The sequence below is a fragment of the Streptomyces sp. NBC_01635 genome (genome assembly GCF_045209715.1).
Taxonomy (GTDB): Bacteria; Actinomycetota; Actinomycetes; order Streptomycetales; family Streptomycetaceae; genus Streptomyces; species Streptomyces hirsutus.
Window position 1 is genome coordinate 4,700,014 of sequence record NZ_CP109277.1, and the last position, 22,724, is coordinate 4,722,737.

The 22,724-nt window shown below is 71.8% G+C and carries 23 protein-coding genes, 3 tRNA genes and 1 pseudogene; 9 read left to right on the plus strand and 18 right to left on the minus strand.

Annotated elements, in window-relative coordinates; all coding sequences use genetic code 11:
* Positions 1–50: 50 nt before the first annotated feature.
* Positions 51–4,805: a PAS domain-containing protein gene (locus OHB56_RS21870; protein ID WP_406355133.1), complete on the minus strand. Its 4,755-nt coding sequence runs from the start codon at positions 4,803–4,805 to the stop codon at positions 51–53.
* 449 nt (positions 4,806–5,254) lie between these two features.
* Between OHB56_RS21870 and OHB56_RS21875 the strand changes: the two genes are divergently transcribed.
* Positions 5,255–5,345: transfer RNA gene (locus tag OHB56_RS21875), tRNA-Ser, on the plus strand.
* 190 nt (positions 5,346–5,535) lie between these two features.
* A tRNA-Arg gene (locus OHB56_RS21880) sits at positions 5,536–5,608 on the plus strand.
* A gap of 176 nt (positions 5,609–5,784) precedes the next feature.
* Here OHB56_RS21880 and OHB56_RS21885 read toward each other — a convergent pair.
* From OHB56_RS21885 to OHB56_RS21895, 3 genes are all read right to left on the minus strand, one after another.
* A complete protein-coding gene (locus OHB56_RS21885; RefSeq protein ID WP_406355135.1) occupies positions 5,785–6,333 on the minus strand; it encodes a potassium channel family protein in 549 nt (182 codons plus the stop codon).
* Between the two features lie 42 nt (positions 6,334–6,375).
* Entirely contained in the window at positions 6,376–6,813 is a 438-nt protein-coding gene (locus tag OHB56_RS21890; RefSeq protein ID WP_326753786.1) for a hypothetical protein, read from the minus strand.
* Between the two features lie 111 nt (positions 6,814–6,924).
* On the minus strand, positions 6,925–7,401 hold the full coding sequence (locus OHB56_RS21895) for a MarR family winged helix-turn-helix transcriptional regulator (protein ID WP_406355138.1): 477 nt from the start codon (positions 7,399–7,401) through the stop codon (positions 6,925–6,927).
* A 101-nt stretch (positions 7,402–7,502) separates the two neighbouring features.
* Here OHB56_RS21895 and OHB56_RS21900 point away from each other — a divergent pair, with 101 nt between their 5' ends.
* The 5 genes and pseudogenes from OHB56_RS21900 to OHB56_RS21920 form a co-directional block, all read left to right on the plus strand.
* Positions 7,503–7,919, plus strand: a complete 417-nt coding sequence (locus OHB56_RS21900) for an HGxxPAAW family protein (RefSeq protein ID WP_326753788.1) — start codon at positions 7,503–7,505, stop codon at positions 7,917–7,919.
* Positions 7,920–7,966: 47 nt separating this feature from the next.
* Positions 7,967–8,857: a DUF2797 domain-containing protein gene (locus OHB56_RS21905; RefSeq protein WP_406355140.1), complete on the plus strand. Its 891-nt coding sequence runs from the start codon at positions 7,967–7,969 to the stop codon at positions 8,855–8,857.
* A gap of 121 nt (positions 8,858–8,978) precedes the next feature.
* Positions 8,979–9,938, plus strand: a complete 960-nt coding sequence (locus OHB56_RS21910) for an amidohydrolase family protein (protein ID WP_406355142.1) — start codon at positions 8,979–8,981, stop codon at positions 9,936–9,938.
* Positions 9,939–10,039: 101 nt separating this feature from the next.
* The gene (locus OHB56_RS21915; protein ID WP_406355144.1) at positions 10,040–10,780 is read left to right on the plus strand and encodes a response regulator transcription factor; all 741 of its coding nucleotides are present in this window, start codon (positions 10,040–10,042) and stop codon (positions 10,778–10,780) included.
* A pseudogene (locus OHB56_RS21920) lies at positions 10,777–10,943 on the plus strand (two-component sensor histidine kinase); the annotation flags it as partial. The gene OHB56_RS21915 and the pseudogene OHB56_RS21920, both read left to right, overlap by 4 nt.
* Before the next feature lie 176 nt (positions 10,944–11,119).
* On the opposite strand, the gene OHB56_RS21925 reads toward OHB56_RS21920, so the two are convergent.
* The 3 genes from OHB56_RS21925 to OHB56_RS21935 all read right to left on the minus strand — a co-directional run bounded on the left by OHB56_RS21925 (position 11,120) and on the right by OHB56_RS21935 (position 14,207).
* Positions 11,120–11,590 carry a PPOX class F420-dependent oxidoreductase gene (locus OHB56_RS21925; protein ID WP_326753792.1) on the minus strand — a complete coding sequence of 157 codons (471 nt, stop codon included), beginning with the start codon at positions 11,588–11,590 and terminating at the stop codon, positions 11,120–11,122.
* A 249-nt stretch (positions 11,591–11,839) separates the two neighbouring features.
* Positions 11,840–13,597 (minus strand): MDR family MFS transporter, encoded by a 1,758-nt coding sequence (locus tag OHB56_RS21930; protein ID WP_406355146.1) that lies wholly within the window; start codon positions 13,595–13,597, stop codon positions 11,840–11,842.
* 13 nt (positions 13,598–13,610) lie between these two features.
* Positions 13,611–14,207: a MarR family transcriptional regulator gene (locus OHB56_RS21935; RefSeq protein ID WP_326753793.1), complete on the minus strand. Its 597-nt coding sequence runs from the start codon at positions 14,205–14,207 to the stop codon at positions 13,611–13,613.
* 377 nt (positions 14,208–14,584) lie between these two features.
* Here OHB56_RS21935 and OHB56_RS21940 point away from each other — a divergent pair, with 377 nt between their 5' ends.
* Positions 14,585–14,782 (plus strand): hypothetical protein, encoded by a 198-nt coding sequence (locus OHB56_RS21940; RefSeq protein ID WP_326753794.1) that lies wholly within the window; start codon positions 14,585–14,587, stop codon positions 14,780–14,782.
* 150 nt (positions 14,783–14,932) lie between these two features.
* Here OHB56_RS21940 and OHB56_RS21945 read toward each other — a convergent pair whose 3' ends face one another.
* The 8 genes from OHB56_RS21945 to OHB56_RS21980 form a co-directional block, all read right to left on the minus strand.
* A complete protein-coding gene (locus OHB56_RS21945) occupies positions 14,933–15,853 on the minus strand; it encodes an RNA polymerase sigma factor SigF (RefSeq protein WP_055597645.1) in 921 nt (306 codons plus the stop codon).
* 245 nt (positions 15,854–16,098) lie between these two features.
* Entirely contained in the window at positions 16,099–17,007 is a 909-nt protein-coding gene (locus tag OHB56_RS21950; protein WP_326757086.1) for an RNA polymerase sigma factor SigF, read from the minus strand.
* A 162-nt stretch (positions 17,008–17,169) separates the two neighbouring features.
* Positions 17,170–17,463: a Dabb family protein gene (locus OHB56_RS21955; RefSeq protein ID WP_406359183.1), complete on the minus strand. Its 294-nt coding sequence runs from the start codon at positions 17,461–17,463 to the stop codon at positions 17,170–17,172.
* Positions 17,463–17,639: a hypothetical protein gene (locus OHB56_RS21960; protein ID WP_326753795.1), complete on the minus strand. Its 177-nt coding sequence runs from the start codon at positions 17,637–17,639 to the stop codon at positions 17,463–17,465. The genes OHB56_RS21955 and OHB56_RS21960 overlap by 1 nt, the downstream gene beginning before the upstream one ends.
* Before the next feature lie 122 nt (positions 17,640–17,761).
* Positions 17,762–17,846: transfer RNA gene (locus tag OHB56_RS21965), tRNA-Ser, on the minus strand.
* 67 nt (positions 17,847–17,913) lie between these two features.
* A complete protein-coding gene (tadA, locus tag OHB56_RS21970) occupies positions 17,914–18,345 on the minus strand; it encodes a tRNA adenosine(34) deaminase TadA (protein WP_326757088.1) in 432 nt (143 codons plus the stop codon).
* Between the two features lie 47 nt (positions 18,346–18,392).
* A complete protein-coding gene (locus OHB56_RS21975; RefSeq protein WP_055593870.1) occupies positions 18,393–18,935 on the minus strand; it encodes a hypothetical protein in 543 nt (180 codons plus the stop codon).
* A 373-nt stretch (positions 18,936–19,308) separates the two neighbouring features.
* Positions 19,309–19,614 (minus strand): hypothetical protein, encoded by a 306-nt coding sequence (locus OHB56_RS21980; protein WP_406355149.1) that lies wholly within the window; start codon positions 19,612–19,614, stop codon positions 19,309–19,311.
* 138 nt (positions 19,615–19,752) lie between these two features.
* On the opposite strand from OHB56_RS21980, the gene upp reads away from it, so the two are divergent.
* Complete coding sequence (upp, locus tag OHB56_RS21985) at positions 19,753–20,388, plus strand: uracil phosphoribosyltransferase (RefSeq protein WP_055629855.1); 636 nt, start codon at positions 19,753–19,755, stop codon at positions 20,386–20,388.
* Positions 20,389–20,553: 165 nt separating this feature from the next.
* Here upp and OHB56_RS21990 read toward each other — a convergent pair whose 3' ends face one another.
* From OHB56_RS21990 to OHB56_RS22000, 3 genes are all read right to left on the minus strand, one after another.
* On the minus strand, positions 20,554–21,174 hold the full coding sequence (locus tag OHB56_RS21990) for a LytR C-terminal domain-containing protein (RefSeq protein ID WP_326757089.1): 621 nt from the start codon (positions 21,172–21,174) through the stop codon (positions 20,554–20,556).
* Positions 21,175–21,468: 294 nt separating this feature from the next.
* Positions 21,469–21,765 (minus strand): type II toxin-antitoxin system VapB family antitoxin, encoded by a 297-nt coding sequence (locus tag OHB56_RS21995; RefSeq protein ID WP_326753797.1) that lies wholly within the window; start codon positions 21,763–21,765, stop codon positions 21,469–21,471.
* A 270-nt stretch (positions 21,766–22,035) separates the two neighbouring features.
* Positions 22,036–22,713 (minus strand): siderophore-interacting protein, encoded by a 678-nt coding sequence (locus OHB56_RS22000; RefSeq protein ID WP_406355152.1) that lies wholly within the window; start codon positions 22,711–22,713, stop codon positions 22,036–22,038.
* Positions 22,714–22,724 lie beyond the last annotated feature (11 nt).

The following is a 22,724-nucleotide window of genomic DNA, read 5'->3' on the forward strand; positions in this document are numbered from 1 at the left end:
GCCGTCGTGCGCCCGGAGGCGCGGTTCCCTCGGTACGGACGCGGCGCGGCTCAGTTGGTGCCGATGCGGGCCAGCAGGTCGACGATCCTGTCCTGCACCTCGTCGCTCGTGGAGCGCTCCGCGAGGAACAGCACCGTCTCGCCGGAGGCCAACCGAGGCAGGTCCCCCTGGTCGACGGCGGCGGTGTAGACGACGAGCGGCGTGCGGGTGAGCTGCCCGTTCGCCCGCAGCCAGTCCACGATCCCGGCCTGCTGACGGCGTACCTGCATCAGGTCCATCACCACCAGGTTCGGCCGGAACTGCCCCGCGAGCGTCACGGCGTCCGCGTCGCCGGCGGCCCGGGCCACCTGCATTCCCCGTCGTTCCAGCGTCCCGGTCAGCGCGAGCGCGATCTCCGCGTGCTCCTCGATCAGCAGCACCCGCGGCGGATGCTGCTCGCTGTCCCGCGGTGCGAGGGCCTTCAGCAGGACGGCGGGGTCGGCGCCGTAGGCGGCATCACGCGATGCCTGCCCCAGCCCGGCGGTGACGAGCACCGGCACCTCGGCGGCCACCGCCGCCGTCCGCAGCGACTGGAGCGCCGTACGGGTGATCGGCCCGGTCAGCGGGTCCACGAACAGCGCGGCGGGGAACGCCGCGATCTGGGCGTCGACCTCCTCGCGCGAGTGCACGATCACCGGCCGGTAGCCGCGGTCGCTCAACGCCTGCTGCGTGGCGACGTCCGGCGCGGGCCACACCAGCAGCCGGCGCGGGTTGTCCAGGGGCTCCGGCGGCAGTTCGTCGTCCATCGGCTGCGGACGCGGAGGGTCCGCCACCTCGACGGCCCCACCCGGACCGTCCAGCGGCTCGGGTCCCTCGGCCGCGTCCGCGTCCGGCGCCCCTATCGCGTACGAGCGCCCCGTTCCCTCGGTCGTCGGCCCGAGCCGCGACTGACCCGGCTGACCCGGCTGCCCCGACTGGCCGGCGATCGAGTGCTGCGACTGCGGCTGGGGCTGTGCCTGGGGCTGCGACGAGGGTTGCGGCGGGGACTGCTGGGGCGGTGGGCTCTGTGCGGGCACCTGGGGCCGTGCGGGTGCCTGGGCGCGGGCAGGGGCCTGGGTCGCTGCCTGGGCCTGCCGCTGGGTGAGGGCGGAGCCGGTCGTCGCGTGCGGGTGCGCGCCCTGCTCCTGGCCCGCGGCCGGGTCGGGGGGCGTACCGAGCTTGCGGCGGCGGCCCGAGCCGCCCGGCTGGTGCGGGGGAGGCGTGGCCGACGGCAGCGACTGCTGGACCTGGGCGGCCTGCCGGGTGAACGGCACACCCTGCCCCAGCGTGCGCACGCTGAACGCACGCCCCTGGGTCGAGTTCGGGTCCACCGGAGCGGAGGGAGCCGAGGGAGCCGACGGGACCGCCGGAGCCGACGGGACCACCGGAGCCGAGGGAGCCACCGGAGCGGAGGGAGCCGACGGGACCGCCGGAGCCGAGGGAGCCGACGTCTCGACGGGGAGCGGCTGAGCGGCCCGTTGCGGGGGTGCTGCCGCGTTCTCGGGAGGCAGCGGGGTGGCGGGCGCGGGCATCGGCATCGGCATGCCGTTCGGCGGTACGGGAGCACCCTGCGGCGGTACGGGAGCTCCGGCGCCGGAGGCGGTACCGGCGGCGGGCCACGGCTGCTGCGCGGCCGGAGTGCCCTGGGTCGGAGTCCCCTGACCGGGCATGGCCTCGGCGGGCAGCGGCTGGGCCACGGAAGCGGGCTGTTCAGCCACCGGAGCGACGGGCTGCGCCTGCGCCTGCACAGCGGGCGGCAGCACGGTCGACCGGGGCAACTGCTGTCCGGCAGGAGCCGGCTGGAGCTGATCGTGGACCGCCGGTGCCGGTGCCGGAACCTGTGCCTGAGGCAGCTGTCCCTGCCCGGCCACGCCCTGCGGCGGAACGGCCGAAGGAAGGACCGCTGCCTGCGGCGGTACGGGAGCACTCTCCGGGACGGCCCCCGGCACCGGAGCCACCGGTACGGGAACCGGCTGAGCGGCACCTCCGGCCGCACCCCCCGGGACCTGGACCTGTGCCTGCACCTGGGCTTGGGCCTGGGCCTGAGCGGCCTGCACCGGCGAAGGGGCCGTGCCCTGTGCGGCCGGCTGGGCGGCGGCCCGTCGGCGGCGGCCCGTCGGGGCGCTGGTGGGATGAGGCTGCGGAGGGGTGTGGTCGTCGGACTGGTCGTGCGGGACGGCGTCATGGCGCCCCCCGTCGATCAGCGCGTCACCGGCAGCGGCCGGTCCGGGCATCGCCAAGGGCACCGAGCCCTGCGCCTGGCCCTGTCCGCCCGCGCCGACAGCCCCGACGGCCTCGGCCTGTTCTTCCTGGTCCGCCTCGGCGGGCGGCAGGGCGAACACCGTACGGGGCGCGGCCTCCTGCGCCGCCGCCCGCTCGGTGGCCGCCGCCAGCGCACGCCGGCGCCGCCCGGTCGCCTGCCCCTGCTCCTGCGTCTGGCCCTGTTGTCCCGAAGTCTGATCCCGGCCCTGTCCCTGGGAGGCACCGGCCGTTCCGTCCCCGCTGCCCACCGCCGGCAGTGCGGGCGGCAGGGCGTGCTGCTCACCGGAAACCTGCCGGGCACGCTGCCCTCCCGCCGGGACGGGTACGCCCTGCGGCGGTACGGTCCCGCCCAGCCCGGTGTTCGAGGCGGCGGACCCCGCCGCGGACTCGGCGGCCGTGACAACGGCTCCCTCGGACACTCCGCTTCCGGAGCCGAGCGCACCGGTGACCGCAGCCGGGGCGGCAGGGGCAGCGGCTTCCGCGCCCTCGGCCGGCCGTCCGCGCCGTCGTCCGGTCCCGCCGGACACCGCCACCGCGTCCTCACCGGACGCCTGAGCCGGAACCTGCACGGGCTCCGCGGCCGCCCGACGCCTGCGCCGTCCGGTGGGCGCCGCGGTCTCCGTACCGGCACCGGCACCGTCGTCCGGCCCCGGCACCTCGCTCTCCAGGAAGGCGTCCACCGAGGAGCGCCGGGCCCTCCGCCGTCCGCCGCCGGAACCCTGCTGACCGCCCGCGGCAGCGGCGGCCTCCTCGGCCGGCGCCGCTTCCGGCACCGATGCCTCGCCTGGTGCCCCACCTGCCGGCACTCCGGCGGGCAGTGCGAGCTGGGAGGTCGCCTGAGCTGCGGCGACGGCACCCGCACCGGCCCCGATGGGCACCTCGAGGACGAACGCGCTGCCGCTCATGCCCGGCACCTCGTGCGTCTGCAGCACACCTCCGTGCGCCCGTACGATCCCGCGCACGATCGGCTCGTGCACCGGATCGCCGCCGCTGTACGGCCCGCGCACCTCGATCCGTACGACCTCGCCGCGCTGTGCCGCCGCGACCACGACCGTGTTGTCCAGGTAACCGCCCACCGACACGGGACTGCTGCCGGTGGCGTCGACACCCGCGACATCCGCGACGAGGTGCGCGAGGGCGGTGGCGAGCAGCCGCGAGTCGACCTCGGCCTCGATGGGCGGCGCGTGCACGGCGAACTGGACCCGGCCCGGCCCGATGAGTTCCACGGCCCCGTCGACACCGGCGGCGACGACGGCGTCGAGCATCACCTTCGTACGAGTGATGCCGCCCGTTCCGGCGTCGAGCCGCTGGAAGCCGAGGACGTTGTCGATGAGGGTGGTGATCCGGGAGTAGCCGGCCGACAGGTGATGGAGCACCTGGTTGGCCTCGGGCCACAGCTGCCCGGCGTCGTCGGCGGCCAGTGCGGCCAAGTCGTGGCGCAGTTCCTCCAGCGGGCCCCGCAGCGACTGCCCGAGCAGGGTCAGCAGTTGCTCGTGCCGGCCGGCGAGGGCCTCGAAGCGGTCCTTCTCCCGCTCGCCGAGCGCGGCGTACCGCTCCTCGTTCGCGGCGAGTTCCTCGGTGTGCGCTTCGCGCAGTTCCTCCAGCTCACGGACCTGCTCCTGGCGCAGGGCGGTGAGCTCGGAGGCGTGCTCCTCGGCGATCCGCTCCAGTTGCCCGGCGTGCTGCCGCTCGGCCTCTTCCTTCTCCTTGACGAGCGTGTCGTAGGGACGCCGGTCGGTGAAGGTCATGACGGCGCCGACGAGCTGGTCGCCGTCGCGCACCGGCGCGGTCGTCAGGTCGACCGACACCTTGTCGTTGCTCTTGGAGTACAGCACCTGGCCGCGTACCCGGTGCTTGCGTCCGGAGCGCAGGGTGTCGGCGAGCGGGGACTCGTCGTAGGGGAAGGGGGAGCCGTCGGCGCGCGAGTGGAGGACGAGGGTGTGCAGCTCCCGCCCGCCGAGGTCGCTGGCCCGGTAGCCCAGTATCTGGGCGGCGGCCGGGTTGACGAGGACGATCCGCCCGTCGGTGTCCGTCCCGACGACACCCTCGGCGGCGGCCCGCAGGATCATCTCGGTCTGCCGTTGCGAACGCGCCAGCTCGGCCTCGGTGTCCACGGTGCCGGACAGATCGCGTACGACGAGCATCAGCAGCTCGTCGCCGGTGTATCCGTAGCTGTCGGTGTCGTAGGCCTGCTGCCCGGTCTCCAGATTCGCGCTGGTGACCTCGACCGGGAACTCGGCCCCGTCGGTCCGCCGGGCGACCATCCGCGTCGGCTTGGTACGGGCCCGCGGGTCGATGTGGTCGGGCCGGCGCATGGAGCCGGGGATGAGCTTGGAGTCGAACTCCGGCAACAGGTCGAGGAGCCCGCGCCCCACCAGAGCGGTGCCCGGAGTCTCGAAGGCCTCAAGGGCGATGGTGTTGGCGTTGACGACGGTCCCGTTGGCGTTGACCAGCAACAATGCGTCGGGAAGCGCGTCCAGTATGGCTGCGAGGCGAGCAGTGCCTCGGGATGGCCTGCTGCTCACGAGACGCTTCCTTCCTGTTCCGCGACGTGCCGACCGGTCGGGCCGTCTTGTCGACCGGCCCTCAACGTGTCACCGGAGGGAGTCTAAGGGTTGGGGTTGCGCTCGCGACGCCGGATGAGACCGAGGTCGCACGTAACGTGACGGTGCTGTGACGCCGCCGCCGGCCGGCACCGGCCGTGGCCCGCCCCGCCACGGCCCGAACCGTTGCGGGACCTCCACGCGGTCCCGGTCCCGCCCGGCCCATTGTCCCGCCCACCCCACTGTCCCGGTCGTACGCCCGTACGTCCTTGTGGTGAGGCGACGACGGGTCCGCCACGCGCCGTCGGAAGGACTTTGCTCTGCGGGCGTCGTGCCTAGTACCGTAGGGGGCGATTGGTGACACCACGCACGGCTGTGTCATCATCGGCACGCACCACTTGAACCGCGCTCGCGCGCGGAAGGTAGTGCACGGAGGCGTCGCCTAGTCCGGTCTATGGCGCCGCACTGCTAATGCGGTTTGGGCCTTAAAGCCCATCGAGGGTTCAAATCCCTCCGCCTCCGCACCGATTGCGAAGCCCCGGCCCACTCGGCCGGGGCTTCGTCGCATACCCGGTCTTCCGCCGCCGTTTCCGCAGGTCGCAAGGGGTGGGGCAAACGGATTTCACATGGCGGCGGCGGTCATGTAATGTTCTTCCTGTCGCCGCGAGCGAGCCCGCAGAGGGCCGGGAGCGGCGAGAAAACTGAAAAACAGGCACTCGTAGCTTAACGGATAGAGCATCTGACTACGGATCAGAAGGTTGCAGGTTCGAATCCTGCCGAGTGCACAGAGATGAGAGCCCCGCCGGTTGAACCGGCGGGGCTCTTTCCGTGTGAGAAGGGGACGGGTCGAGGTCCGGTCCCGTGGCTTCGCGTGAGCTCGCCCTGACGGTGGACCCTGCACGGGGCGGGACGGGGCGGGACGGGGCGGGGCGGGAGCGGGCGGGGGTCGGGTGGGGTGGGGTCAGGGTTCGGGGCGGTGGTCGGTTCTGCGGCGGAGCAGCACGGTGCGGAGCTGGTGGCTCAGGGCTGTGGCCGCCGCGGTGAGGAAGATGAAGGTGTAGAGGATCTGCAGTATGGCGACCAGGCGGGCCGCCTGGCCGTGCGGGGTGATGTCGCCGTAGCCGATGGTGGCGAGGGTGACCAGCGTGAAGTACAGGGCGTCCAGGCGGGTGTCGAGGCCGATGAGTTCGCCGGGGTGTTGGGCCAGGGCCTGGTAGGCGGTGGCGAAGACCAGGATGGACAGGCTCATCAGCAGGGGGATGACCAGTCCGGGCCGGGCGTGCGGGTGGTCGAGGAGGACGTGGCCGATCTGCTGGATCAGCAGGGTGGCGATGAGCGCCAGGGTCAGGCCGAAGAGCGTCCAGCTCAGGGTCGGGCGGCGAGGGCCCAGGTCGTCGATGGGGAGCAGGAAGTAGGCGGTGACCAGGACGGCCGCGGCGACGGCCTGGGTGAGCCAGCGCCACAGGGTGTTCCGTGCCGTGGCCCGCTCGCGGTGGTGACTGCTTTCCATGGGGCGGGGAGGAGGGCTGGAGGCCGGAGGGGAAGGGTGTTCCTAGGTTTGGGCTGTCGTCTCGCGGCGTGGTGAGCACAGGGCCCAGATGATGAAGCCGTCGATGACGATGAGGACGATCGACCAGACCGGCGCGTAGGGCAGCCACACGAAGTTGGCGATCATGCTCAGTCCGGCCAGGGCGACACCTGTGGCGCGGGCCCAGGCCGCCCCCGTGAACAGGGCGAGACCCGCGGCCAGGACGAGGGCGCCGAGGATCAGGTGGATCCAGCCCCAGCCGGTCAGGCTGAACGCGTAGGTGAAGTTGCGGGTGGTGACGAAGACGTCGTCCTTGGCGATGGCGGCGATGCCCTGGAAGATCGCCATGATCCCGCCGAACGTCATCAGGACCGCCGCGGCCCCGGTCCAGCCCGTAGCCCAGGCGCTCTGGGCTTCCCATCCGGTCCGCTGCTGGTGTGTTCCACCGACATTGCTCGCCATGTGCTCGCCCTTTCGGCTGCCCCGAGTGGTCCCCGAGCGGTGTGTTTCCTCATCCAGGTTTGCATCCCCGGGTGTGCTCGGCACCTCGGGTGCCGTGCCGCACGCGCCTCGTCACCTGGTGCGGCCGTGCTCCTCGAGGTAGTCGGCCGCGAGGGCGTTCGCTCGGGTGAACCAGTCGCTCAGGACGGCGATCTCGTCGGGGCCGTAGTCGGCGAAGAGCGCGGTGAGCCGGGCGTAGTGCGGCTCGTAGATCTCGCGGACGCGGGCGACGGCGTCCGGCTGGGCGGCCACCCGGACGCGACGGCGGTCCGTGGGGTCGGGGCGGCGGGTGATGTAGCCGGCGCGTTCCAGGCGATTGAGGATGCCGGTCATCGCGCCCGTCGTGACGTGGACGCGTTCCGCCAGCTCTCCGGCCGTGAGCAGGTTGTCGCCCGCCGCGATGACGAACCCGAAGCAGGTCAGGTCGGTGACGTTCAGGTCCACCTGCTGGGCGATCCGGTGCTGGCCCACCAGGTGGGTCGCGATGAGGCGGTCCATCGCCCACAGCGCCTGCTCCGGCGTGGCGGGCGGGCGCGGCTTCGCGTGCATGGTGTTCCCCATTTCACTTAGCGCGTGAGAGTTTTCTGCGCTAAATTGCTTACGTCGTGAGAGGTTTTCGCGCCCGTCGACTGTGGTGAGGGAGCAGGTGCGTGAGCGCACATCAATATGACCATGGGCATACCGTCGCCGGGTGGACCGGTTTCGGGATCGTCACCGCGGGGACGGCCGTTCTCGCACTGGGAGTGTGTACGGGATCCGGGGTGTCGCGGACCGTCGGCCTGGGCATCGTCCTGCTCGGCCTCCTCGTCACCTGGGCGCTGCACCTGGCCGGGTGGGGCAAGCCGACAGGGCGGCGGCCGAGGGAGCAGTGGGACTGGCGGGTCAGGGACCCCGATGCCGGGGACGGGCACCCGGGGTGCCTGGGATGCCGGCTGGCGGGCCGCGGCCGGCGCCGGACCACGGCGGCGGAATCCGGCGCCCCCGTCCCGGTCCCCGCCTCCGTCCCCGGGCCCAGGAGCGGCGCCGGGGAGCCGGGCCCCGTGGACGCCGGCGGCCCCGTGCGCTGAGGCTTCGCGCGGCCCGTTGTCAGTGACGACCCCTACGCTCGGCAGAGATGGCACAGGCGTGGAGATGCTCGGGGCTGCGGTGGTCGGCAAGCGGTCCCGTGCTGGCGTGGGACGGCGGGCGGCACAGCGCGTTGACCTGGGGAAAACGGGTGGCCTTCGCGGTCGCGGAAGGGGGAGTGCGGACATGCGTGGGGGCACGGAGGCACGCGTGTCCGCTCGGCGCGGTGGTGCCGGGGCGGGGCACGGGAGCGCGGTGCGAGGAGTGCGCGCGGCTGGACCGGGCGCACTCCGTGGCCGCCGACACCCTCGCGGACGATCCGCGGCCGTACCGCGTATATCTGGCCTGGTTCGGTCCCGGGATGGTCAAGGTCGGGATCACCGGTGTGGCGCGGGGCCCGGCGCGGCTGCTGGAGCAGGGGGCGGTCTGCTTCAGCTGGCTGGGGACCGGGCCGTTGATGGCGGCGCGGCGCACCGAGGAGCTGCTGCGCGCCGCACTCCGGGTGCCCGACCGGATTCCCTACGCGGACAAGCGGGCGGTACGCGCGGTGCTTCCGGACACGGAGGCCGAACGGGCTGCGGAGCTGGCGGAGTTGCACGGGCGGGCGGTCGCCCTGGCCGGGTGGCCGGAGTCGCTGGACCGTGAGGTGTTCCGGCCCGTCGACCATGTCGGGGTGTTCGGACTGGCGGGAGCCCCGGCCCCCTTCGGGGAAGTGAGCGAGCTGGTTCCCGGGGGCGCGGTGAGCGGGGAACTGGTGGCCGCCGCCGGGCCCGATCTGCATCTGGCGACGGAGGGCGGCGTCGTGGTGCTGGATACGCGGTTCCTGCCCGGCTGGGGGCTGGTTCCGGCGGAGGGGAGGAGGTTCGACGTGCCGGTCAAGGTGCTCAAGGCGCTCAAGAGGACCGGGGAGGGGGCGGGAGTGCAGGACGGCTTGTTCTGATCCGTTCGCGGGGGCGGGGGCGGGGGCGGGGGTAACCCGTGCGGTGAGCCGTCCGGTGCGTCGGCCCGTTCCGGCGGCAGGGGGGTGGACCGGGAGCCGGGTCACGGGTGATCGTGGCGGCATGAGTCATCACCTCACGGAATCCGTCCGCGCCGAGGCCGCTGACGTGCGGCGCTTCTGGGAGGGGCTCGGGCTCCCCGGACTCGTCGACGTGCACACGCACTTCATGCCGGAGCGGGTGCTGCGCAAGGTGTGGGCCTACTTCGACGCGCTCGGGCCGTTGACCGGCGGGGTCGAGTGGCCGATCACCTATCGGCAGGAGGAGAGGGAACGGGCCGAACTGCTGCGGGAGTTCGGGGTGGTCGCCTTCACGGCCATGCTCTATCCGCACAAGCCCGGCATGGCGCGGTGGCTGAACGACTGGGCGGTCGACTTCGCCCGCCGCACGCCCGGCTGCCTGCACACTTCGACGCTGTTCCCCGAACCCGGGGCCGAGGGCCTGGTCAGGGACGCCGTCGAAGCGGGCGCACGGGTCTTCAAGGTGCATGTGCAGGTGGGGGCGTACGACCCGGCCGACACGTTGCTCGACGGTGCCTGGGGCGTGCTCGCCGAGGCGGGCGTCCCGGTAGTGATCCACTGCGGTTCCGGGCCCGCGCCCGGCAAGTACACCGGCCCCGAGCCGATCGCGCGGGTGCTGGCCCGGCACCCCCGGCTGCGTCTGGTCGTGGCGCACCTCGGGATGCCCGAGTACGAGGACTTTCTCGACCTCGCCGAGCGCTACACGGAGGTGCGGCTGGACACCACGATGGCGTTCACCGACTTCGCCGAGCGCATGGTGCCGTTCCCCCGGCGGGCCCTGCCCCGGCTGGCCGGCCTCGGCGACCGGATCCTGCTCGGCACGGACTTCCCCAACATCCCGTATCCGTACCTCCATCAGCTCCAGGCCCTGGAGCGGCTCGGGCTCGGGCCCGCATGGCTGCGGGCGGTGTGCCACGACAACGCGGCCCGTCTCTTCGGCCTGCGGGGGAACGAAAGCGGAAACGGAAACGGAAGGGGAAGGGGAAACGGCGCCGTCGGCTGACGAGGGCGCCAGGGCCGCTGAAGGAGCGGCCCGAGGATTTCTCAGGGAAAACACAGATTTCGGAAAGGGCACTCTCAGAGGTCCTCGCGAGGGTGTGGAGCATGACCACGACCTCGCCCCAGGGGCGCACCGAACTGCTGAGGCCGGACGGGAGCCCCGTCCGCGTGCTGGTGGTGGACGACGAGCAGTCGATCACCGAACTGCTGTCCATGGCCCTGCGCTACGAGGGATGGCGGATCCGCAGCGAGGCCGACGGCCAGGGCGCTGTCCGGGCCGCGCGCGAGTTCCGGCCCGATGCCGTCGTCCTGAACATGATGCTGCCGGACATGGACGGCCTGTCCGTGCTCGGGCGGCTGCGCCGTGAGCAACAGGACATGCCCGTCCTCTTCCTCACCGCGAGGGACGCCGTCGAGGACCGCATCGCGGGCCTGACCGCCGGCGGCGACGACTACGTGACCAAGCCGTTCAGCCTGGAGGAGGTCGTCGCGCGGCTGCGCGGCCTGATCCGGCGCTCCGGCGCGACCGACCGCCGGCCGCAGTCCATGCTGGTCGTCGGCGACCTCACGCTCGACGAGGACAGCCACGACGTGACCCGGGCCGGGGTGGACATCCACCTCACCGCCACCGAGTTCGAGCTGCTGCGCTACCTGATGCGTAACCCGCGGCGGGTGCTCAGCAAGGCGCAGATCCTCGACCGGGTCTGGTCCTACGACTTCGGCGGGCAGGCGAACATCGTCGAGCTGTACATCTCGTATCTGCGCCGGAAGATCGACGCCGGCCGGGAGCCGATGATCCACACCCGGCGCGGTGCCGGGTATCTGATCAAGCCCGCGGTGTCGTGAGCGGACGACGACGGCCGCGTCCACGGGGAGAGCGGGCACACCGCGCACGCTCCGGACCCGGCTCGTCGTCGCGTCCGCGGTCCTGATCGCCCTGGTGTGCGCGGTGCTCGGCACGGTGACGACGCCGGCCCTGCGGTCGCGCCTGTACGAGCAACCGGACGGGTAGCTGCACGAGGCGGCGATGCGTGCCGTCGAGGTGAGCGTCACCGGCGCCGGACTCGTGGCGGCCGGTATCGCGGGGCTGGTCCTCACCCGGAAGGCCGACGGCTGACGACCACGCCGCAGTCGGCAGCGGGCGGGCGGGGAGGGGAACCGGGAGCCGCCTCCCCCGCCCGCCGGTCACTCCCCTTCGACCAGCCGTGCCGGGAAGCCGCCCGTCGCCACCGGGCCCCACCGCTCCGGGGTGATCCGGATGATCGACTTGCCCTGCTTGACCATGGCCGCCCGGTACTCGTCCCAGTCGGGGTGCTCGCCGGCGATGTTCCGGTAGTACTCCACGAGCGGCTCCACCGACTCGGGCGTGTCGACGACCTCGGCGGTGCCGTCGATCTGCACCCAGGGGCCGTTCCAGTCGTCGCTGAGGACGATCAGGCTCACGCGGGTGTCCCTCTTGGCGTTACGGGTCTTGGCGCGCTCCGGGTAGGTGGACAGCACGATGCGGCCGGAGTCGTCGACCCCGCAGGTCAGCGGCGACCCCTGAGGGCTTCCGTCGGCCCGCCGGGTCAGCAGGATCGCGCGGTGCCGGGGCCGTACGAAGTCCAGCAACTCGTCGAGGGAGACACGGGTGTTCGTCGCGATGTTCGGTGCCATGGCGCCAGCCTAGGACCGACGCCGGGTGCCGGCGGGCGCCTCACTCGGCGAGGGGCGGGCGGAGACCCGGGAGGAGTACCGGCGAGCAGGACCGGCGAGCAGGACCGGTGAAGAGGACCCCGGCGAAGAGAGCCTCTGTGCAGAGGACCTCGGTGAAGAGGACCGGCCCGCGGTGGGGGCGCGCCTCCGCTGAGAGCGCGCCCCCGCCGCGGGCCGGGGTCGGGTGGTCCGGAGGAGAAGGAGTCCGGACTACTTCCCGGAGCCGGTGGGGCCGCTGCCCTTGCCGCTGCCGCCGGAGGTCGAAGCGGCGCCGGACCGGCTCGGGGCCTCGGCGGTGTCGGCCTCGGCCGCCCCGCCGGTGGTTCCGTCCGTCGTCCCGGCGGCCACCGGAACCGGTGCGGCGGAGAGCGACTCGGCGGCCTGGGCCAGCGCGCCCGAGGTCCGCAGCGGGACCTCCTTGATGAACAGGGTCACCAGGAAGGCGAGGAAGGCGACCGGGGCGACGTACAGGAAGATGTCGGCGATGCCGTGCCCGTAGGCGCTCTCCAGCCAGGTGCGGATGCCCTCGGGCAGCAGGTCCATGTCCGGCAGTTCGCCGGAGCCGGCCGACTGGGCGGCGGCGGCCTGCTCCTGCGGGCTCAGCGAGCCGATGGTGTCCTCGGCGTAGTGGTTGATCCGGGTCGACATGACCGAGCCGAGCACCGAGACGCCCACCGCGCCGCCGAGCGACCGGAAGAAGGTGACGACGGAGCTCGCGGCGCCGAGGTCGCTCGGTTCGACCTGGTTCTGCGTGCACAGCACCAGGTTCTGCATCATCATGCCGGTACCGAGGCCCATGATCACCATGAAGAGGCCGATGTGCCAGTACGGGGTGTCGTGGCGTATGGAGCTCAGCAGCCCCAGGGCGGCGGTCAGCAGCGCGGCGCCGGTGACGAGCCAGGACTTCCACTTGCCGGTCCGGGTGATGATCAGACCGGAGACGGTCGAGGAGACGAACAGACCGCCGATCATCGGGATGGTGAGGACGCCCGACATGGTCGGGGACTCGTTCCGGGCCAGCTGGAAGAACTGGCTGAAGTAGATGGTGCCGGCGAACATCGCGATACCGACGAACAGCGAGGCGACCGAGGCCAGCGTGATGGTGCGGTTGCGGAACAGCCGCAGCGGGATGATCGGCTCGGCGGCCTTCGTCTCGACGAACAGGAAGACCAGGGTGAGCAGCAGCGCGCCGCCGACCATCGCGTACGTCTGCCAGGACACCCAGGCGAACTTGTCGTCGGCGAAGGTGACCCAGATCAGCAGCAGGCTGACGGCAGCGGTGATGAAGAAGGCGCCGGCCCAGTCGACCTTCACCTTCCGCTTGGTCTCCGGCAGCTTCAGGGTCTTCTGCAGCACGAGCAGGGCGATCAGGGCGAACGGCACGCCGACGTACAGGCACCAGCGCCAGCCGAGCCACGAGGTGTCGGTGATCACGCCGCCGACCAGCGGGCCGCCCACGGTCGCGACGGCGAAGGTCGCGCCCAGGTAGCCGGAGTAGCGGCCGCGCTCCCGGGGGGAGATCATCGCGGCCATGATGATCTGGGCCAGCGCGGTCAGACCACCGGCGCCCAGACCCTGGATGACCCGGGCCGTGATCAGCATGCCGGGGTTCTGCGCCATGCCGGCGACCACGGAGCCCACGATGAAGATGACCAGGGCCGTCTGGACCAGCGTCTTCTTGCTGACCAGGTCGGCCAGCTTGCCCCACAGGGGCGTGGACGCGGTCATCGACAGCAGCGCCGCCGTCACGACCCAGGTGTAGGCGCTCTGGCCGCCGCCGAGTTCGGTGATGATCTCGGGCAGGGCGTTGGAAACGATGGTGGAGGACAGGATCGCGGCGAACATGCCGAGCAGCAGGCCCGACAGTGCCTCCAGGATCTGCCGGTGGGACATGGGAGCGCCGCTCGCGGAGGAGTCTCCCCCGCGCTCGGCCTGATCCCGCACACCAGTCGGTGTGGTCGTTGCCATGGACTTCCTTCTCTTACGCGTTTGCCGGTGTACGGGTGGTCTCGGTGTCCTGGGGGGCGCGAGGGGCCGGGGGCCCAGGGGCCTCGGAGGGTGCGGCCGCCTCGGGCGGCGCGGGGGCCGCAGGGGGTGCGGGGGCCGCAGGGGGCGCGGGACTGGGCGGTGGTGTCGCGCGGAGCGTGGGCCGGCAGTCGCTGAAGCTGTCCCGGAGCCGGGACATGAGCTGGGCGAGCAGGCCGATCTCGTCGTCGGACCAGTCGTGCAGGCGCTCGGTGAGCAGGTGGGTGGCCCGTCGGAACAACGCGTCGAGCTGCACTTGGCCCGCGGGTGTCAGGCGCAGGATGCGGGAGCGCTTGTCGGCCGGGTCGGGGGAACGCTCGATCCAGCCGAGCTCGACCGCCTGCGCGACTTGGCGGCTGGTGACCGAGAGGTCGACGGCGAGCAGCTCGGTGAGCCGGCTCATGCGCATGGCGCCGTGGCGGCCGAGGGCCGTCAGCACGGCGGCGGAGCCGCTGTGGAAGTCGGCCGGCATGCTCCGGCGCAGCTCCCGCTTCACCGCGCTGAAGGCACTGAGCTGCCGTACCAGCTCCTCGTACTGCGTCTGCTCGGCCATGACACCTCCCATTCGTTGCTTAGGGCAACGATAGAAGTGGATGGTTGCTGAAGGCAAACAAGAAGAGCATGCAAGGGCCTCAAAACTTGGCAAAGGCAAGTATGGTGAATTGCAAACACGCAGGTGAGGCGGGGTGTCAGTCGCTCGGTGCCGGCGGCCGGGCTCTCCGGTCACCCTCCGGCGGCCCGCGGGGGTGCACGCGGGCCGCCCTCGGTCCGTATCGCCGAGCCGGGCGTGTGTCCGCGCACGTGCCCCCGTATGTACCCGTCACGTGCCCCGTGCGCGCCCCTGCGCGGTCGCTTCGAGGTCGCTCCGATGCCGCTTCGAGGCCGCCCCCGCTTGGGGCCTCCGTAGGCAGTTCGCTAGTGTCTCGGGCCATGGCTAACTCCCAGCCCCCGCAGGGCAACCACGACCCCGCCGGCAGCACCCAGATGTTCCGCGCGTTCGTCGACGAGGCCCCTCAGGGGCAGCAGGCCGCCACGACGAGCGGTGGCGGTCCCCGTATCGGTCTGATCGTCGGCGTCGTCGTCGCCGTGGCGATCGTCGCGGCCGTGGCCTGGCTGGCGCTGGGCTGATCCGACAGCGCCTGACAGCACCCGGACACGACACGACAGGACACGCGGAGGCCGCCGTTGCGCCCGTGAGGGGCGCCCCGGCGGCCGTGGGTCCGCTTCCGAGCCGGTGGCCGACGGTGGGAACCGAGGGCTGCCGGCGATCGGTGTGTCTCAGTCCGAGATGAGACCCTCGCGCAGCTGGGCCAGGGTCCGGGTGAGCAGCCGGGAGACGTGCATCTGGGAGATGCCGACCTCCTCGCCGATCTGTGACTGCGTCATGTTGGCGAAGAAGCGCAGCATGATGATCCGCCGCTCCCGGGGCGGCAGCTTGGCCAGCAGGGGCTTGAGCGACTCCCGGTACTCCACGCCCTCCAGTGCCGTGTCCTCGTAGCCGAGGCGGTCCGCGAGCGAGCCCTCGCCGCCGTCGTCCTCGGGCGCCGGGGAGTCCAGCGAGGACGCCGTGTACGCGTTGCCGACCGCGAGGCCGTCGACCACGTCCTCCTCGGACACGCCCAGTACCGCGGCGAGTTCGGCGACCGTCGGGGAGCGGTCGAGCTTCTGGGAGAGCTCGTCGCCGGCCTTCGTCAGCGCCAGGCGCAGCTCCTGCAGTCGGCGCGGCACGCGCACCGACCACGACGTGTCGCGGAAGAACCGCTTGATCTCGCCGACCACCGTCGGCATCGCGAACGTCGGGAACTCCACGCCCCGTTCGCAGTCGAAGCGGTCGATCGCCTTGATCAGCCCGATGGTGCCGACCTGGACGATGTCCTCCATCGGCTCGTTGCGCGAGCGGAAGCGGGCCGCCGCGTACCGCACCAGTGGGAGGTTGAGTTCGATCAGCGTGTCCCGGACGTAGCCGCGCTCCGGGCTGTTCTCGTCGAGTGCGGCGAGCCGCAGGAACAAGGAGCGGGACAGGGTGCGGGTGTCGATGGCCGCCGTGTCCGGTGTGTCCGGTGTCTCCGGAAGATCTGGAGCGGGCGCGGCCGCGAGGGCCGGGACGTCGTCGATGGGGCCGAGTACGTCGAGAGCATTGGGAGCTGTCTCGCTCTCCGCGAGCGTGAGCACCTTCGAGCTGCCCTGGTCTGCGGACATGCCACCCCCTTTGGGTCGCGGGACGGTCGCGGCGAACGTTCCTGTCCGAGGAACGCAGCCTTCACCTGAATACCGGAGCCGGGGCTTCGGCAAACGCGCTTCCGGCAGAATGTCACATGTCGGCAACACGCTGTAGTGACATGTCGACATCGATATGGTGAATCAGCCCTGCAAACAAAGGGTCTGACGCCATTTCAGGCCAGAAGCGCAGGTAAAGGCACTGGTGAGCGATTCGCTCTCAGGGGTTACGCGTCGATCCTGTTTGCGGACCGCAGTCGCTGGAAGCTGCGCGCGAGCAGCCGGGAGACGTGCATCTGGGAGACGCCCAGTTCGGCGCTGATCTGTGACTGGGTGAGGTTGCTGTAGTACCGCAGCAGCAGGATCCGCTGTTCCCGCTCGGGGAGTTGGACGAGCAGGTGCCGGACGAGGTCCCGGTGCTCGACGCCGTCCAGTGCCGGGTCCTCGTAGCCGAGCCGGTCGAGCAGTCCGGGGAGTCCGTCGCCCTCCTGCGCGGCCTCGAGGGAGGTGGCGTGGTACGACCGCCCGGCCTCGATGCAGGAGAGTACCTCCTCCTCGCCGATGCGCAGCCGTTCGGCGATCTCGGCGGTCGTCGGGGAGCGCCCGAAGGCGGTCGTGAGGTCTTCGGTCGCGCTGTTGACCTGCACCCACAGCTCGTGCAGCCGGCGCGGCACGTGGACGGTGCGGACGTTGTCGCGGAAGTACCGCTTGATCTCGCCGACCACGGTCGGCATCGCGAAGGTCGGGAACTGGACGCCCCGCTCCGGGTCGAAACGGTCGATGGCGTTGATGAGTCCGATGGTGCCGACCTGGACCACGTCCTCCATCGGCTCGTTGCGGGAGCGGAAGCGGGCGGCCGCGTAGCGCACGAGGGGGAGGTTGGCCTCGATGAGCGCGGCGCGTACGCGGGTGTGCTCCGGAGTGCCCGGCTGAAGATTCTTGAGCTGGCCGAAGAGCACCTGGGTCAGCGCCCGGGTGTCCGCCCCGCGGCGCTTGGCGGGTGACAGGGGGGCGGGCGGCGGTGCGGTGGAGGGCGGACCGGCGGGCGTGGCGGGGGCGTCCGGGGACTGAGCCGGAGCCGGGGTCAGGGCGGACACCTGGTCCTGGGGAGGCGCAGTACTGGCCGACACGGTCAACGCCACCTCTTCATCGGTCAACTCATCCGTCAAAAGCGGTCATAGCATCACAAGACATGCTCACTGTGTGCAAGCACCGCATATTCCGTGTTGAGGGCAAGTCGTGCCGATAACGCGCGAAGGCCCCCCGTCGTCGCGACGGAGGGCTGCTGGGGCGGAGGCTCAGAACTCGTAGTCGGCGATCACCCACGTGGCGAACGCGCGCCACAGGCCGACACCCGCCTGATGCTCCGGATGCTCCACGTACCGGCGCAGCGCGTCGGCGTCGTCGAACGCCGAGTTGATGGCGAAGTCGTAGGCGACGGGCCGGTCGCTGATGTTCCAGGCGCACTCCCAGAAGCGGATCTCCGGGATCCTGCCCTCGAGCGAGCGGAACGCCTCCTCGCCCGCCACGACGCGCGGATCGTCGCGTTCCACGCCCTCGTTCAGCCTGAAGAGGACCAGGTGGCGGATCATCATCCTCCTCCGTTGGCGAGCCACGTCATGAAGTCCCCGACGGCGGTCGCGGCGTCGGATATGCCCTCGAACGCTATCTGGACGTAGCCGGTCGCCTTGGTGGGATCCGTGATGATCACATACAGCGCGAAGACCACGAGGACGTAGACGGCGACCTTCTTGGCGTTCACCGCCATCGCGGCCCTCCCCTGTCACTGTTGTGCACAGGCGTCACTGCTGTGCACAGGTGTCACCCTTGCTGCTGGGCGGGCCCATGATCGCACGAAGGGCCCCGTCTGACGACGGGGCCCTTCGGAAGCGGTAGCGGTGGGATTTGAACCCACGGTGACTTGCGCCACACTCGCTTTCGAGGCGAGCTCCTTCGGCCGCTCGGACACGCTACCGGGAGAGACCTTACAGCACGCGGCGCGATGGTTTGAAATCGGTATTCGGGAGGTGGCGGCTCCGCCGTCAGCGGTCCCGGAAGAACGCGGTGAGCAGGTGCGCGCACTCCTCGGCGAGCACTCCTTCGACGACTTCGGGCCGGTGGTTGAGCCGCCGGTCGCGGACGACGTCCCAGAGGGAGCCGGCCGCGCCCGCCTTCTCGTCCCGGGCGCCGTAGACGAGCCGGTCGACCCGGGACTGCTGGATCGCGCCCGCGCACATGGTGCAGGGCTCCAGCGTCACCACGAGGGTGCAGTCGGCCAGCCGCCACTGCCCCAGCGCCGCGGCGGCCCGCCGGAGGGCGAGCAGTTCCGCGTGCGCGGTGGGGTCGCGGGCGACCTCGCGTTCGTTGTGCCCGGAGGCCAGTACGGTGCTGCCGTCCGGCGCCAGGACGACCGCGCCGACGGGTACGTCCCCGCCCCGGACGGCCCGCTGGGCCTCGTCCAGGGCGAGCCGCATCGCGGCCCGCCAGGGGTCGCGCACCGGGTCGGGCGGGGTGGGCCCGGTCAGCGGACGGTCTCCAGGACCTCTGCGGCGCCCAGGACCTCGGCGATCTCGCCGAGGGCGTCCCCGGACAGCGAGCGCAGGTCCTTCTCGCTCACGCCCAGGTCGTCCAGGACCAGGGCGTCGCCGACCGGACCGTGCGGTACGGAATCGGCGGAACCGGTGTCCGCCGCGCCGTCCTCACCGGTGCCGGCGTCGTCCGGTTCACCGTCCTCCGTGCCGTCGAGGTCGAGGGCGTCCAGGTCGGGGCCGTCGACCCCGGGTTCCCGGCCGAGCAGCTCGTCGGTGAGCAGGATCTCGCCGTAGCTGCTGCGGGCGGCGGCCGCGGCGTCGGACACGTAGATACGAGGGTCGTCCTCGCCGTCCACGCGGACGACGCCGAACCAGCCGTCCTCCTGCTCGATCAGCACGAGCACCGTGTCCTCGTCGGGGGCGGCTTCCCGGGCCAGGTCGGCCAGATCCGACAGGGTTTCCACATCGTCGAGCTCCGTGTCGCTCGCTTCCCACCCGTCTTCGGTGCGCGCGAGCAGTGCGGCGAAGTACACCGTGACTCTCCCACTGGTCTTAGGTGTGCCGGTTGGGAATCCCCCCGGCGGAGGTGTGTGGACGAGGAGTGCTCTACGAGCCCCGCCCATTCGGAATCGTGGCAGAAACAAGGCCGACAGGGGACGTCTTCGGCTCCCTGTGTCCGGCAGTTTTGACCTCGCTCCGCCGAGTGTCCCCCCGGAAGCTGCCCGGGACCCGTCGGCGCGCTCGCCGCCGCCACAGCGGATCGTACGCGGATCGGCCTGCCGTGCTCGTACGGCCACGAGGCAAACACCCGCATGGGCCGCGATCTTCCCGCAGCCGGGCCCGTTCCCGCGGTGTTCGCGCCATCCCGTTCGCCGGGAGCGTCCCGTCCCGGGAGGCCGTGGCCTCCTACCAGCGGAAGGTCCGCATGCGCATCGCGTGCCGCAGCCGGGCCGCCTTGGCGCGGCGCGGCTGGACCCGGTCGCGCAGTTCCCGGGCCTCGGCGAGTTCGCGCAGGAACCGGGCGCGCCGCCGCCGCCGCTCGGCGTCCGTCTCGTCCGCGCCGGGCGGTCTGGTCATGCCGGGCACCCCGGACACTCCGGAGACCTCCGACGCGCGGGCCGTACGGGCCACGCCGGCCGCGCCCGATGCGCCGCGCAGGCCGCCGGGTGTCTCGCGTACCGGAGACTCGTCTCGGGAATTCCGCTCAGGCATTGCTTCATCACCCCAGTCCGTCCCTCCCACCTTCCCCCGGACGGGCGGTTTGACGCCAGCGAAGGAGTGGCGGCGGACAGTGAGGGCTTGCCGTATGCGGGGGAGTCGGGCCCGGTCCTGCCCGGTTAATGTGGGGACATGCGTCTCCACGTCGTCGACCACCCCCTGGTCGCACACAAGCTCACCACGCTGCGCGACCAGCGCACCGACTCCGCGACCTTCCGCCGTCTCGCCGACGAGCTGGTCACCCTCCTCGCCTACGAGGCCACGCGCGACGTGCGCACCGAGCAGGTGGACATCCACACGCCGGTGGAGCGGACCACGGGCGTCAAGCTCTCCCATCCGCGCCCGCTGGTGGTGCCGATCCTGCGGGCCGGTCTCGGCATGCTGGACGGCATGGTCCGGCTGCTGCCGACCGCCGAGGTGGGCTTCCTCGGCATGATCCGCAACGAGGAGACGCTGCAGGCTTCGGCGTACGCCACCCGGATGCCGGAGGACCTTTCCGGGCGTCAGGTGTACGTGCTGGACCCGATGCTGGCCACCGGCGGCACGCTGGTCGCCGCGATCCTGGAGCTGATCAAGCGGGGCGCGGACGACGTGACCGCGGTGGTGCTGCTGGCCGCTCCCGAGGGCGTCGAGGTCATGGAGCGCGAGCTGGCCGGCACCCCGGTGACCGTCGTGACGGCGTCGGTCGACGAGCGCCTCAACGAGCACGGCTACATCGTGCCGGGCCTCGGAGACGCGGGGGACCGGATGTACGGGGCGGCCGAGTAGGCCGTCCGCCGGAGGTACGCGTTACGCATACGGGCGGCGGCGCCGGACCGGCCCGCCCGTTCGCAGGACGGCCGCAGGACGAGGCGGCTGCTGCCGAGTTCCGTCCTCGGACTCGGCAGCAGCCGCCTCTGCTTCTGCTCAGGGCTCCTGCTTCCGCCTCCGGCGTCAGCAGCTCTTCTTCGCGGTGGGTTCGGGTTCGGGGGCGTTCAGCGCGGCCAGGGCCCGGTCGGCGTCCGCCTTGGCCGTCAGCCGGGTGAAGGCGTCACCGATGATCAGGTCGATCTCGACACCCTTGCGGGAGGCCTCGGTGCGGCGTTCGGCGTCGGCGAGATGGGTGCCGAGTACCGGCAGCGAGGTCTTGAGAGAGGACGCGGGGCCGAGGAGCACACCGGTGCCCTTGACCTTCTTGTCGTACTCCTTGGCCGCGTTGCCGACGTCGCCGATCTTGAAACCGCGCTTCTTCAGTTCGTCCGCGGTCTTCTTGGCCAGACCTGACTTGGTCGTGGCGTTGAGGACATTGACCGTGATCCGGTCGGGCCCGGGGAGCGCGGCACTGGGGCTCGGACTGGGCGAGGGGCTCGCCTCGGTGGCGCAGCCCGCCTTGACGCCGACCGCGGAGGCGGGGTTGCCGCCACCGGTGAAGACGTCGAAGAGCTGCAGTGTGCCCCAGCCGGCCACGCCGAGCGCCGCGACGGAGGTGATGGTCAGGACGACGAGCTTGCCGCGGCGTCGGGGTCGGCGCATCCGCGGGTACTTGTCACCCCGGATCTGGTACTGGCCGCCCATGCCGGGAGGAGTCAGCATGCTCATGAGCGCAGCGTAATGCGCTCCGGCGACGATGCCTACCAGATGATCATTCGATAGCGCGCAGTCCAACCCGAAAGGGTCAAACCCAGTGCCGAAAGAGGTGCGTCCGGTGGGGTCGAGGGGCCTGGACGGCGTGCCGGTGCCCTTCGTGTACTGACCGGTGACACCCGCGTGTCGGCCGGTGACACCCGCGTGTCGGCCGGAGTCGTCCGCATGTCGGACGGTGACGCCCGCACGCAGGCCGGTGGGGCACCGGCCTGCGCGCGGGGAATGTCAGCTCAGCTCGAGGACGCGGGCGTGCAGTACCTGGCGCTGCTGGAGCGCCGCCCGTACCGCGCGGTGCAGCCCGTCCTCCAGATACAGATCGCCCTGCCACTTCACGACGTGCGCGAAGAGGTCGCCGTAGAAGGTCGAGTCCTCGGCGAGGAGGGTCTCGAGGTCGAGCTGCTGCTTCGTCGTGACGAGCTGATCGAGGCGGACCGGGCGCGGCGCGACGTCCGCCCACGACCGGGTGCTTTCCCGGCCGTGGTCGGGGTACGGCCGGCCGTTTCCGATGCGCTTGAAGATCACACGGAAAGCCTACCGGCCCAGACGTTCCGGGCGCAGCCATGGCGGCGGAGTACGACACGGGAAAAAACATCCCAGAGCGGCAGGAAGCGGAAGGGGGTGAGGGGGGTCCGCGCCTTCCGCCGACCGAACCCGGGCAGGCCCTCCAGTCGCTTCAGCAGTTCATCGCCGGTGTCCACGCCGTGCCGGGCGCCCTCGGCGACGGCGTCGGCGTCGGGGTCCCGGCGAGGTGAAGGGTGACGTCCCTGCCGCGACGATCGGCGTGTCCGCGGGTCAGCTCGTGCGCCAGTACCCCAGGGCGTGCATCCGCTGCTTGGGCACGCCCTGTTCCTTGCGCAGGAACGCCGACAGGGCCCGGGTGGTCGCGGTGTCGCAGGCGACCCGGACGTACGGGTCGGGGTGGGCCCGCAGCAGGTCGGGCAGGTCGGCCCGGACCCGCTCGACGAGGTGGGCGCCGGAGTCCCGGCGCGGGACCTCGCGCACCTCGTGCCGCTCGGGGTCGGCCAGGCAGGGCAGTCCGTCCAGGGCGCCCTCGAACCAGATGGTCGCCGGTGCGGATCCCAGGGCGCCCAGCAGGGAGTTGACGGCCGGGAGGGAGGCCGGATCCCCCACCACGAAGAGGTGTGAGGGGGCGGGGGGCGCGTCGAAGCCCGTTCCCTGGACGGTCGCCTCGATGGTGTCCCCGGGCTTCGCCGCCCGCGCCCAGACGCCGGCGCACCCCTCGTGCAGGGCGAACTCCAGGCCGAAGGCGCCGGCCGCCGGGTCGGGGTCGACGAGGGTGTACGCCCGCTGGTGCGGCTTGCCCGCGTCGTCGAACCACAGCCGCACCCGCATCGTCGGGTGGACGCCGGTCGCGGCGAGCATGCCGCCGTCGGTGAAGCGCAACCGCCGGTGGTCGGGGGTGACGTCCTCGGCGCGCGTCACCGTGAACTCGAAGTCCTTGGCGCGCATCAGTTTGAGGA

What these genes read in the sequence shown, in the direction of transcription:
- OHB56_RS21885 (WP_406355135.1), bottom strand. Translation starts at nt 6,333, where the DNA reads ATGGAAAGCAGTCACCACCGCGAGCGGGCCACGGCACGGAACACCCTG.
- OHB56_RS21890 (WP_326753786.1), bottom strand. Translation starts at nt 6,813, where the DNA reads ATGGCGAGCAATGTCGGTGGAACACACCAGCAGCGGACCGGATGGGAA.
- OHB56_RS21895 (WP_406355138.1), bottom strand. Translation starts at nt 7,401, where the DNA reads ATGCACGCGAAGCCGCGCCCGCCCGCCACGCCGGAGCAGGCGCTGTGG.
- OHB56_RS21905 (WP_406355140.1), top strand. Translation starts at nt 7,967, where the DNA reads ATGGCACAGGCGTGGAGATGCTCGGGGCTGCGGTGGTCGGCAAGCGGT.
- OHB56_RS21910 (WP_406355142.1), top strand. Translation starts at nt 8,979, where the DNA reads ATGAGTCATCACCTCACGGAATCCGTCCGCGCCGAGGCCGCTGACGTG.
- OHB56_RS21915 (WP_406355144.1), top strand. Translation starts at nt 10,040, where the DNA reads ATGACCACGACCTCGCCCCAGGGGCGCACCGAACTGCTGAGGCCGGAC.
- OHB56_RS21925 (WP_326753792.1), bottom strand. Translation starts at nt 11,590, where the DNA reads ATGGCACCGAACATCGCGACGAACACCCGTGTCTCCCTCGACGAGTTG.
- OHB56_RS21930 (WP_406355146.1), bottom strand. Translation starts at nt 13,597, where the DNA reads ATGGCAACGACCACACCGACTGGTGTGCGGGATCAGGCCGAGCGCGGG.
- OHB56_RS21935 (WP_326753793.1), bottom strand. Translation starts at nt 14,207, where the DNA reads ATGGCCGAGCAGACGCAGTACGAGGAGCTGGTACGGCAGCTCAGTGCC.
- OHB56_RS21940 (WP_326753794.1), top strand. Translation starts at nt 14,585, where the DNA reads ATGGCTAACTCCCAGCCCCCGCAGGGCAACCACGACCCCGCCGGCAGC.
- OHB56_RS21945 (WP_055597645.1), bottom strand. Translation starts at nt 15,853, where the DNA reads ATGTCCGCAGACCAGGGCAGCTCGAAGGTGCTCACGCTCGCGGAGAGC.
- OHB56_RS21955 (WP_406359183.1), bottom strand. Translation starts at nt 17,463, where the DNA reads ATGATCCGCCACCTGGTCCTCTTCAGGCTGAACGAGGGCGTGGAACGC.
- OHB56_RS21960 (WP_326753795.1), bottom strand. Translation starts at nt 17,639, where the DNA reads ATGGCGGTGAACGCCAAGAAGGTCGCCGTCTACGTCCTCGTGGTCTTC.
- tadA (WP_326757088.1), bottom strand. Translation starts at nt 18,345, where the DNA reads ATGCGGCTCGCCCTGGACGAGGCCCAGCGGGCCGTCCGGGGCGGGGAC.
- OHB56_RS21980 (WP_406355149.1), bottom strand. Translation starts at nt 19,614, where the DNA reads ATGCCTGAGCGGAATTCCCGAGACGAGTCTCCGGTACGCGAGACACCC.
- upp (WP_055629855.1), top strand. Translation starts at nt 19,753, where the DNA reads ATGCGTCTCCACGTCGTCGACCACCCCCTGGTCGCACACAAGCTCACC.
- OHB56_RS21990 (WP_326757089.1), bottom strand. Translation starts at nt 21,174, where the DNA reads ATGGGCGGCCAGTACCAGATCCGGGGTGACAAGTACCCGCGGATGCGC.
- OHB56_RS22000 (WP_406355152.1), bottom strand. Translation starts at nt 22,713, where the DNA reads ATGCGCGCCAAGGACTTCGAGTTCACGGTGACGCGCGCCGAGGACGTC.